The sequence below is a fragment of the Ramlibacter sp. genome, assembly GCF_013697775.1.
Lineage (GTDB): Bacteria > Pseudomonadota > Gammaproteobacteria > Burkholderiales > Burkholderiaceae_C > Ramlibacter.
The window spans coordinates 1-8,217 of sequence record NZ_JACCWG010000218.1; the positions used below are offsets into that span (position 1 = coordinate 1).

The window sequence follows — 8,217 nt, forward strand, 5'->3', positions numbered from 1 at the left end:
GTAGACTCGTGCGGGTGGAACTCCTGCACAAGCTGCGCGACGAAAAGCGCTACGACTCGCTCACCGCGTTGGCCGCCGCGATCGCCGGCGATGCTGCCGACGCGCGCGCCTTTCTCGCCGCCGAGGCGGCGGCGCACGCCGCCACCGGCCGGCAGACGACACGCGACCGAATTTGATCGGCCTGCCGTCGCGGCGCGCCGCGGCTCTCTGCGCGCGATCGGTGATCCGGTCGCCGCGTGTCCGATTTCCCGCTGCCGCCTGACGCCGGCGGCCGTCCAAAGATCCGCCATGGCTGACGCGCCCGTGTCGACCGACTACCGCCAGACGCTGAACCTGCCCGACACGCCGTTCCCGATGCGCGGCGACCTGCCCAAGCGCGAGCCCGGCTGGGTGGAGCAATGGAATGACGAAGGCGTCTACCAGCGGCTGCGCGAGGCGCGTCACGGCAAGCCGCGCTTCGTCCTTCACGACGGGCCGCCCTACGCCAACGGGCAGCTGCACGTCGGCCACGCGGCCAACAAGATCCTGAAGGACATGATCGTCAAGGCGCGGCAGCTTGCGGGCTTCGACTCGCGCTACACGCCGGGCTGGGACTGCCACGGCCTGCCGATCGAGAACCAGATCGAGAAGACGTTCGGCCGCGGGCTGAGCCGGGCCGACGTGCAGGCGCGCAGCCGCGCCTTCGCGACCGAGCAGATCGCGCAGCAGATGGCCGACTTCAAGCGGGTCGGCGTGCTCGGCGACTGGGAGCACCCGTACCGGACGATGGACTTCGGCAACGAGGCCGGCGAGATCCGCGTCCTCAAGCGCCTGATCGAGCGCGGCTTCGTCTACCGCGGCCTGAAGCCGGTGTACTGGTGCTTCGACTGCGGCTCCTCGCTGGCCGAATTCGAGATCGAGTACGCCGACAAGAAGTCGCAGACGCTGGACGTGGGCTTCCAGGCCGATGATCCCGCGAAGGTGGCCGCGGCGTTCTCCGTTCGCCCTGAGCTTGTCGAAGGGCCCCAAGCGAAGCCTGTGTTCGTCGTGATCTGGACCACCACCGCCTGGACCATCCCGGCCAACCAGGCGCTGAACCTCAACCCGGAGATCGTCTACGCGCTGGTCGACACGCCGCGCGGCTACATCGTGCTGGCCGAGGTGCTGGTGGAGAAATGCCTGGCGCGCTACAAGCTCACCGGCACCGTGGTTGCCACCACCAGGGGCGAGAAGCTGGGCGGCATGTTGTTCCGCCATCCGCTGTTCGACGTCGATGAAGCCTACAAGCGGCTCGCGCCGGTCTACCTGGCCGACTACGCCACCGCGGAGGACGGCACCGGCATCGTGCACTCCTCGCCCGCCTACGGGCTGGAAGACTTCAACAGCTGCGTGAGCCACGGCCTGAAGTACGACGACATCCTGAACCCGGTGCAGGGCAACGGCAGTTACGCGAGCGACCTCGCGCTGTTCGGCGGCGAAAACATCTGGAAGGCCGTGCCGCACATCCTGGACACGCTGGACAAGGCCGGGCGCCTGTTCGCCACCGAGCCGCTGGTGCACAGCTACCCGCACTGCTGGCGCCACAAGACGCCGGTGATCTACCGCGCCGCCGCTCAGTGGTTCATCCGCATGGACGAGGGCGAAGGCGTGTTCACGAAGGACAAGGCGCCCAAGACGCTGCGCCAGATGGCGCTGGAAGCCATCGAGGACACCAGCTTCTATCCGCAGAACGGCCAGGGCCGGCTGCGCGACATGATCGCCGGGCGGCCCGACTGGTGCATCAGCCGCCAGCGCAGCTGGGGCGTGCCGCTGCCCTTCTTCCTGCACCAGGACACGCACGCGCTGCATCCCAAGACCATGGAGATCCTGGACCTGGCGGCCGACATGGTGGAAGCCGGCGGCATCGAGGCCTGGAGCAAGGCCACGCCGCAGGAGATCCTGGCCAAGGTGGGCGCTGGGGACGACGCGCCGCTCTACACCAAGAGCGCCGACATCCTGGAGGTGTGGTTCGACTCCGGCACCACGCACACCACGGTGCTCAAGGGCTCGCACCCCGGCGCCGGCCACGAGAACGGCCCCGAGGCCGACCTGTACCTGGAAGGCCACGACCAGCACCGCGGCTGGTTCCATTCCTCGCTGCTCACCGCCTGCGCGATGTACGGCCGCGCGCCCTACCGCGGCCTGCTCACGCACGGCTTCACCGTGGACAGCCAGGGCCGCAAGATGAGCAAGTCGCAGGGCAACGGCGTCGATCCGCAGGAGACTAGCAAGAAGCTGGGCGCCGAGATCATCCGCCTGTGGGTGGCGGCCTCCGACTATTCCGGCGACATCGCCGGCGACGACAAGATCCTGGCGCGCGTGGTCGATGCGTACCGCCGCATCCGCAACACGCTGCGCTTCCTGCTGGCCAACATCAGCGACTTCGATCCCACAACCGATGCGGTGCCGCTGGCCGACATGCTGGAGATCGACCGCTACGCGCTGTCGCGCGCGGCGCAGTTCCAGGCCGAGGTGCTGGCGCACTACGAGGTGTACGAGTTCCACCCGGTGGTGGCCAAGCTGCAGGTCTACTGCTCGGAAGACCTGGGCGCGTTCTACCTCGACATCCTGAAGGACCGGCTCTACACCACCGCGCCCAAATCGCTGTCGCGGCGCAGCGCGCAGACGGCGCTGTGGAACATCACGCACGCCATGCTGCGCTGGATGGCGCCCTTCCTCAGCTTCACGGCGGAAGAAGCGTGGAAGGTGTTCGGCAACTCGCCGTCGATCTTCTTCGAGGAGTACGCGGAGATCGGCGCGGCCGACGGGGAACTGCTGGCGAAGTGGAACCGCATCCGCGAGATCCGCGAGCTGGCCAACAAGGAGATCGAGGCGTTGCGCGAAAAGGGCCAGGTGGGCTCGTCGCTGCAGGCCAACCTGGTGGTCACGGCGCCGGCTGGGGACCACGCGCTGCTGGCCAGCCTGGGCGAGGACCTGAAGTTCGTCTTCATCGCCTCGGCCGTCGAACTGCGGACCGGCGACACGCTGGCGGTGCAGGCCAAGCCCTCGGCCGACACCAAGTGCGAGCGCTGCTGGCACTGGCGCGCCGACATCGGCACCGATGCGGCGCATCCCACGCTGTGCGGCCGCTGCACCAGCAACCTGTTCGGCGCGGGCGAAGCGCGGGTGCACGCCTGATGGCCCGCCGCGCCCCTTCCTCGTCTTCCGCGGCCGGCGGCATGCTGCCCTGGCTGGGCCTGGCGCTGATCATCCTGATCGCCGACCAGTTCACCAAGGTGCTGATCCTGGGCTACTACCGCCTGGGCGATTCCACCACCATCACCAGCTTCTTCAACGTGGTGCGCGCCCACAACACCGGCGCCGCCTTTTCGTTCCTGGCGGCGGCGTCGGGTTGGCAGCGCTGGCTGTTCACCGGCATTGCCATCGCGGCGATCGGCTTCATCCTGTGGCTGCTGCGCTCGCACGCGGGCCAGCGGCTGTTCTGCTTCGCGCTGGCCTGCATCCTGGGCGGCGCCATCGGCAACCTGGTGGACCGGCTGCTGCATGGCTACGTGGTGGACTTCCTGCAGGTCCACTGGAAGAACCGGTGGTACTTTCCGGCGTTCAACGTGGCCGACGCGGCCATCACCATCGGCGCGGCGTGCCTGATCCTGGACGAGCTGCTGCGGGTGCGGCGCAGCCGCTGACAGCAGCCGTGTGAAGGCCGGGCAAATCCGGGTGCCGCCCGACTGAGCCGGGCGTATCATTGCTTCAAACATGAAGCATCTGCTGAACCTGCTGGCAGCCGTGGCGCTGCTGGTGTGGGGCACGTATCTCGTTCGCACCGGCATCCTCCGGGTCTTCGGCGCCAATCTGCGTCACGTGCTGGCGCGCAGCATCGACCGGCGGCCGGCCGCGGCCCTGGCCGGGCTCGGCGTCACCGCGCTGGTGCAGTCCAGCACGGCCACCGCGCTCATCGTCGCCGCGTTCGTCGGCCAGGGGCTGATGCGCCTTCCCATCGCGCTGGCCGCGATGCTGGGCGCCGACGTCGGCAGCAGCCTGATGACGGTGGTGTTCTCATTCGACCTGTCCTGGCTGTCGCCGCTGTTCATCTTCGTCGGCGTGGTGCTGTTCATCTCGCGCCAGGCCAGCCCGGTGGGCCGCTTCGGCCGCGTGCTCATCGGCTTGGGGCTGATGCTGCTCGCGCTGCGGCTGATCGGCGAATCCACCGCCATCATGGTGCGCTCGCCGGCCATCAAGGCCCTGCTCGCGTCGCTGTCCAGCGACATGCTGCTGGAGATCACCGTCGGCGCGGCGCTCGCCGTCATCGCTTACTCCAGCCTCGCCATCGTGCTGCTGACCGCCACCCTTGCGGTGTCGGGCGCGGTACCGCCTGAAGTGGCCATGGGCCTGGTGCTGGGTGCCAACCTGGGCAGCGGCTTCCTGGGCGTGCTGGCCACGGCCCGCTCCGCCCCGGAAGTGCGGCAGGTGCCGATGGGCAACCTCGTCTTCAAGGCGCTGGGCGTGCTGGTGGCCGCGCCCTTCGTCGGCCTGTGGCTGCGCTATGCCCAGCCGCTGGGAAATGCCGCGACGGTGGTGGTGCTGTTCCATCTCTTTTTCAATGCCGCGCTGGCCGTGCTGTTCATGGCCATGACGCACGTGGTGGCGCGCTGGGTCGAGCGCTGGCTGCCGCCGGCCGAGCAGAACGTGGTGGCGGGCCGGCCGCACCACCTGGATCCGTCGGCGCTGGCCACGCCATCGCTGGCCATCTCCTGCGCCGCTCGCGAGGCGCTGCACCAGGCCGACGTGGTGGAAACCATGCTGCTGGGCATGCTGCGCGTCATCCGCGACAACGACCTGCGCCTGGCGCAGGAGCTGCGCAAGCTCGACGACACGGTCGACCAGCTGTATTCGGCGATCAAGTACTACCTGACCAAGATCTCGCGCGAGGCGCTGGGCGAGGAGGAGAGCCGGCGCTGGACCGACATCATCAGCTTCACCATCAACATGGAGCAGATCGGCGACATCGTCGAGCGCGTGCTGATCGACATCGAGGACAAGAAGATCAAGAAGGGCCGCAGCTTCTCCGACGCCGGCATGGCCGAGATCTGCGAGCTGCACGCGCGCCTAGTGGACAACCTGCGCCTGGGCATGAGCGTGTTCCTCAACGGCTCGGTGCGCGACGCGCAGAAGCTGCTGGAGGAAAAGGCGCGCTTTCGGGACCTGGAGCGCGCCTACGCCGGCACCCACCTCACGCGCCTGACCGACAACACGGTGCAGAGCATCGAGACCAGCTCGCTGCACCTGGACCTGATCAGCGACCTGAAGCGGATCAACTCGCACATCTGCTCGATCGCCTACCCGATCCTCGACTCGGCCGGGGCGCTGGCACCCAACCGGCTGCGGCAACCGGCCCTGCCGCGCGAGGTGCCGCCAGTAGGCTGACGGCTCCGCCGCGAGGCGAAGCGTCAGTGCGCCTCGAGTTCGCGGCCCAGGTGCTTCATGCAAAATTCGATGAGTTCGTCGATCTCGGTGGATTTATCGAACACGGCGTCGGCACCCAGCTGGGCGCAGCGCCAGCGCACGTCGCGCGTGGCGTGGTTGCTCAGCACGATGATGCGCTGGCCGCGCTTGCACCTGGCCAACGCCTCCAGCACATTCAGGCCGCTGCCCTCGCGCAGGAACAGGTCGACGATGACCAGGTCCCAGGCATCAGGGTTGCGCGCCAGCCATCGCTTGGCGTCATGTTCCGTCTCCGCGCTGCCCACCGGCTCCACCAGGGCCATCTCCTGCAGCGTTTCGGTGAGGTTCTGACGGATCGTCGCGCTGTCTTCGACGATGAACGTTCTGAACTTCATTGTGTTTCTCCGGCGTTTGCGCAACTTTATGGCTGCGCAAACAGCCGGAGTGCAAGGCCGAAGGCCGAGCAACTGTAGGAGCCCACGGTCAGGCGTGGTGCGTCAGATGCCTTCCCGGCTGAGCACAAGCGCGGCGTCGACGGTGAATTCCTCCTGCTCGAGCCGGGTGCAGATCTCGGCCGCGTCCATGCGGCGGAACTGCACCACCTCGCCGTCCTGGTTCACCGGCACGACGCCCTCCGGTACGGTGGCGGTGTACCAGTCCACCTCCTGGATGATGTAGCCGCCGCGCGCACCGCCCGGCCGCCGCAAGGTGAGGCGCCCGCCGTGGCGCAGCCGCTGCAGCTCCGACAGCTTCAGGCCCGCCTCTTCCCAGGTCTCACGCTCCAGCGTGCGCTCGGGCGCCTCGCCGGCCGGCACCATGCCGCCCACCATCGTGTCCCACATGCCGGGGTCGTTGGGCTTGTCGAAGGCGCGCTGCTGCACCCAGTGGCGCCCGTCGGGCAGGAAACCCGCCAGGTGCACCGCGTGCGTGGCGATGCCCAGGATGCGCGTGACGCCGCGCTCGACCGTGCCCAGGGTTTCGCCGCGCGCACCGCGCACCGCCAGCTGCTCGTTGCGCCAACTCGGCGCCAGGCCCGCCTGGCGGATGGCGGCGGCCAGCCGCCCGATGCTGGACGTGAGGTCGCCGCGCAGCTGCCAGCCGGGGCCGGTGGCGCCGTCGCGCCGCTGCATCAGCGTGGGCGGCAGGTCCAGCAGCAGGTCTTCCAGCAGATCGGTCTCCAGCGAACCGATGGCCACCGCGTCCCACCACAGGCCCGCGCGCGGCTTGGCCGGTGGTTCGTCTGCGCGGGTGCGCAGCCGCTGCAGCCAGGCAGCGCTGGGCTGCGGGCGCGTCACAGGCCCAGGACCGTGGAGCCGGTCGTCTTGCGCGCCTCCAGGTCGCGGTGCGCCTGCTGCACCTGCTCCATGGGATAGCGCTGCGCGATGTGGATCTTCACCTTGCCGCTGGTCACCGCCTCGAACAGGTCGTCGGCCATCGACTGGGTGGCTTCGCGCGTGGCGATGTGCGTGAACAGCGTCTGGCGCGTCACGTACAGCGAGCCCTTGCTCGCCAGCAGGCCGGGCGCGAACGGCGGCACCGGGCCCGACGCGTTGCCGAAGGTCGCCATCAGGCCGAACGGCTGCAGGCAGTCCAGCGACTTCTCCCAGGTGTCCTTGCCGACCGAGTCGTACACCACCTTCACGCCCTTGCCGCCGGTGATGTCCTTCACCCGCGCCAGGAAGTCCTCGGTGTTGTAGTTGACGACGTGCGCGGCACCGTTCTCGCGGGCAAGCGCGCACTTCTCGTCGGAGCCGGCCGTGCCAATGAGCTGCAAGCCCAGTGCACGCGCCCACTGGCAGGCGATCAGGCCGACGCCGCCGGCCACCGCGTGGAACAGCACGAAGTCGCCCGCCTGCAGGCCGCCCTGGGGCAGCGTGCGCTTGAGCAGGTACTGCGCCGTGAGGCCCTTGAGCATCATGGCCGCGCCAGTGTCGAAATCGATCGCGTCGGGCAGCTTGCACACGCACTTGGCGGGCATCACGCGCACCTCACAGTACGCGCCGGGCGGCTGGCTGGCATAGGCGGCGCGGTCGCCGGCCTTGAGGTGCGTGACGCCCTCGCCCACGGCTTCCACCACACCCGCGGCCTCCATGCCCAGCGTGGCCGGCATGGGCATCGGGTAGAGGCCGGTGCGGTGGTAGACGTCGATGAAATTGAGTCCCAGCGCATGGTGGCGGATGCGGATCTCGCCGGGGCCGGGCTGGCCCACCTCGACATCCATGATCTCCAGCACTTCGGGGCCGCCGGTCTGGCGAATGCGTACAGCTTTGGTCATTTCAGAATCCCTTTCCTTTTTTGGTGCATCGTGCCACGACGGAAAGCCCTTGTCCGTTGGGGTCGGCCCGGTTCCGTCAGCAGCGATGGCTGCATTAAAGTGCGCGCCGATGAACCACCGACTCACCCCCGCGACCGCAGCCCTGCTGACAGTACCGCCTCTGCTGTGGGCTGGCAACGCGGTCGTGGGACGGCTTGTGAACGGCCTGGTGCCGCCGATCACGCTGAACTTCCTGCGCTGGGCCCTGGCCTTCCTGCTGCTGCTGCCCTTTGCGGCCCAGGTGCTGCGGCCCGGCAGCGCGCTGTGGACGCACTGGCGGCGCTACACGCTGCTGGGCCTGTTGGGCGTAGGCTGTTACAACGCCTTGCAATACCTTGCGCTCACCACCTCCACCCCGCTGAACGTGACCCTGGTGGCGGCCAGCGTTCCGGTGTGGATGTTGGCACTGGGTGCTCTCTTCTTCGGCCAGCGTGTCTCCGGACGCCAGGTCGTGGGGGCGCTGATGTCCATCGTGGGCGTGC

At 68.6% G+C, this 8,217-nt stretch carries 8 protein-coding genes; 5 read left to right on the forward strand and 3 right to left on the reverse strand.

The features are described from left to right. The 4 genes from H0U68_RS10925 to H0U68_RS10940 form a co-directional block, all read left to right on the forward strand. Positions 1 to 176: riboflavin kinase (locus H0U68_RS10925; protein ID WP_296355476.1), on the forward strand; the 176-nt coding region annotated here is incomplete at its 5' end. A 112-nt stretch (positions 177 to 288) separates the two neighbouring features. After that, on the forward strand, positions 289 to 3,156 hold the full coding sequence (gene ileS, locus H0U68_RS10930; RefSeq protein ID WP_296355462.1) for an isoleucine--tRNA ligase: 2,868 nt from the start codon (positions 289 to 291) through the stop codon (positions 3,154 to 3,156). Next, entirely contained in the window at positions 3,156 to 3,665 is a 510-nt protein-coding gene (lspA, locus tag H0U68_RS10935; RefSeq protein WP_296355464.1) for a signal peptidase II, read from the forward strand. Before ileS ends, lspA begins: the two co-directional genes overlap by 1 nt. Positions 3,666 to 3,735: 70 nt before the next feature. Beyond that, positions 3,736 to 5,403, forward strand: coding sequence for a Na/Pi cotransporter family protein (locus H0U68_RS10940; protein ID WP_296355466.1), 1,668 nt, complete (start codon positions 3,736 to 3,738; stop codon positions 5,401 to 5,403). A gap of 23 nt (positions 5,404 to 5,426) precedes the next feature. On the opposite strand, the gene H0U68_RS10945 is transcribed toward H0U68_RS10940, so the two are convergent. The 3 genes from H0U68_RS10945 to H0U68_RS10955 form a co-directional block, all read right to left on the reverse strand. Continuing rightward, complete coding sequence (locus H0U68_RS10945) at positions 5,427 to 5,816, reverse strand: response regulator (protein WP_296355468.1); 390 nt, start codon at positions 5,814 to 5,816, stop codon at positions 5,427 to 5,429. A 102-nt stretch (positions 5,817 to 5,918) separates the two neighbouring features. Continuing rightward, positions 5,919 to 6,716 carry an NUDIX domain-containing protein gene (locus H0U68_RS10950; RefSeq protein ID WP_296355470.1) on the reverse strand — a complete coding sequence of 266 codons (798 nt, stop codon included), beginning with the start codon at positions 6,714 to 6,716 and terminating at the stop codon, positions 5,919 to 5,921. Beyond that, complete coding sequence (locus tag H0U68_RS10955; protein WP_296355472.1) at positions 6,713 to 7,696, reverse strand: quinone oxidoreductase; 984 nt, start codon at positions 7,694 to 7,696, stop codon at positions 6,713 to 6,715. The genes H0U68_RS10950 and H0U68_RS10955 overlap by 4 nt, the downstream gene beginning before the upstream one ends. Before the next feature lie 109 nt (positions 7,697 to 7,805). On the opposite strand from H0U68_RS10955, the gene H0U68_RS10960 reads away from it, so the two are divergent. Beyond that, positions 7,806 to 8,217 (forward strand): DMT family transporter (locus H0U68_RS10960; protein WP_296355474.1); only part of this gene is annotated, 412 nt, incomplete at its 3' end.